The 2,759-nt window shown below is 66.3% G+C and carries 1 protein-coding gene; it reads right to left on the bottom strand.

Annotated features, from left to right (window positions below):
- Nucleotides 1–2,741, bottom strand: a 2,741-nt coding sequence (locus ACIBK4_RS50445; protein ID WP_399006963.1) for a condensation domain-containing protein, incomplete at its 3' end; no start/stop codon positions are given.
- Nucleotides 2,742–2,759 lie beyond the last annotated feature (18 nt).

The raw sequence follows: 2,759 nt of genomic DNA, 5'->3' as shown, positions 1-2,759 counted from the left end.
ACCCCCACACCCTTCGCCACCCCACTCGACCCCGACGTATACATCACATACGCCAACCCACCCTGATCCACCACAACCGACGGCCGACCATCCGGGCAAGCAGCGATCACCGCGGCGACAGACGGCTCGTCCACCACCGCCACGGGCACCTGCTCCGACACCGACTCCGCCACCAACGACGCACACGCCACCGACGTCAACACACACTCAGCACCACTGTCCGCCAGCATGAACGCCACCCGCTGCATCGGGTACTGGGGATCAACCGGCACATACGCAGCCCCCGCCTTCAGCACCCCCAACAACGCCACCAACACATCCACACCACGCTCCATCACCACGGCCACGAGCGACCCAGAACCCACGCCAACCCCACGCAGATACCAAGCCACCCGATTCGCACGCGCATCCAACTCCGCATACGTCAGCTCGGTACCGTCACCCACCACCGCTGCAGCATCCGGCGTCCGCACCACCTGCGCCTCGAACAACCCCTGCACCGTGGAATCCACACCCTCCACCGCTGTGTCGTTCCACTCGACCAGCAACTGCTCCCGCTGCCGGTCATCAAGCACGTCAACCGCCCGCACCGGAAGGTCCGCGCCGTCGTGCAGAGCCTCACTCAACGCGGCGACAAGGTTCTCCACCGCGGTACCAAACAACCGTCCCACCGCGTACGGGTCGACAGAATCGACCGCCTGAACACTCAAGCTCAACGCACCGGTATTGATGTCGTCGACGGACATGGTCAGCGGGTAGTTGTTCCGGACCTTGAGGTAGACCCGCTGGATCCCGTCTATCCCTTGCTCCTGCGCCTCGCCTTCTCGGTCCGCGCCGTCCCGTGAACTGTGGCGGTAGTTGAACAGTGAGGTGAACAGAGGCGCGTTCTCCTCGATGCCGCTGGCCTGCTGCGCCACCGCCAACGGTGCGTGCTCATGCTCCAGCAACGCCGCGAGCTGGGACCGCATCTGCTCCACCGCAGCACGAACCCCGACCTGATCGGTCCGCACCCGCACCGGCAACGTATTGATGAACGGACCCACCACCCGGTCGGCACCGGCACCGGCATTCATCCGCCCGAACAACACCGTGCCGAACACCACGTCATCACGACCCGACAACACACCGAGCACCCGCGCCCACGCGACGTGCAACACCGTGGCCACACTCACGCCCAACTGCCGCGCCACATCACGCAGTTGGTCAACCAATTCCTGCGGCACCGGCACGTCCGCGATCACGGTCTTCGCTCCGTCGCCGCGGACGTCCATCAGTCCATACGGCGCGGTCGGCTCGGTCACATCCCCCAACAGCTCGGCGAAGAACCGCTCATGCTCCTCACGGGAAACACTCTGAGCCTGAGCAACGAAGTTCCGGAACGGCAACGCCGGCGCCAGCTCGCCGTCCTGCCCGGTGAGAATCGCCCGCAACTCCCCGAGCAGCACATCCATGCCCTGGTGATCGAGCACCATGTGGTGCATCCGCAGCAACCCCAGCCAACGCCCGTCTTCGACCTGGGCGATGTGCAGATCCATCAACGGCGGCCGCCCCAGATCCATCCCCGAGCCGACCAACTCGACCAACGCCGCCGCCGGATCAGCCTCGGCACCGTCGAGGACATGGGTCACCACCGGCAGTTCCACGTCCCGCAGCACCACCTGTACCGGCTCGCTCAACCCTTCCCACACCACCGCCGTGCGATAGATGTCATGCCGATCCACCACCCGCTGCAACGCCTCAGCAAACCCATCAAGCCGCGCCCGCGCATCGAACTGCAACACCATCATCGTCACGTACGGGTCCTTGCCCCCGTCGGCTATGAGGTGGTGGAAGAGCAGGCCTTCCTGCAGCGGGGCCAGCGGGTACACGTCCGCCACGTTCGCCGCGCCACCCTCGACCCCGGCAACGATCCGCTCGACGTCGGTGTCGGACAGGTCCACCAACGGCAGCATGTCGGCCGTGATCCGCTCCGCGCCCACCGGGATCAGGTTCTCCGGCACCACCACCGGCTCGGCTGCCGCCGCCTCGGCCAACCCCGCCGGCGTCGGCGCCTCGAACAACGCCCGCACCGACACCGACACACCCCGCCCACGAAGCCGCTCCACCAACCGCACCGCCAACAACGAATGCCCACCCAACCGGAAGAAGTCGTCATCCACCCCGACCGAGTCCACACCGAGGACCTGCGCGAACAGCTCGCACAGGATCTCCTCCTGCACCGTGACCGGACCCCGGCCTCCGCCCGCGCCCTCGGCGTAATCCGGTGCCGGCAACGCCCGCCGATCCAGCTTCCCGTTCACCGTCAACGGCAACTCATCAAGCACCACCACAGCGGAGGGCACCATGTAGTCCGGCAACCGCGCCCCCGCCAACTCCCGCACCAGAGCAGGCAGATCACCAACAAGGACATCCACATCAGACGGAACGATGTAGGCGACGAGCCGCTTGTCACCAGGGGTGTCCTCCCGGACGATCACCGCCGCCTGAGCAACCCCAGGCTGGGCCCGCAGAACCGCCTCCACCTCACCCGGCTCAATCCGGAACCCACGAACCTTCACCTGCTCATCCACACGACCGACGAACACCAACTGCCCATCGGGATTCCACCTGACCAGGTCACCGGTCCGATACATCCGCTCACCCACACCGAACGGACACGCCACAAACCGCTCCGCCGTCAGCGCCACCCGCCCCACATAACCCCGCGCCACCCCAGCACCCGCCACATACAACTCACCCACCACACCCACCGGAACCGG

The organism is Streptomyces sp. NPDC050528 (genome assembly GCF_044457795.1).
GTDB lineage: Bacteria > Actinomycetota > Actinomycetes > Streptomycetales > Streptomycetaceae > Streptomyces.
The sequence above is the reverse complement of the archived record's forward strand: the minus strand, read 5'-3'. Positions and strand labels throughout refer to the sequence as shown.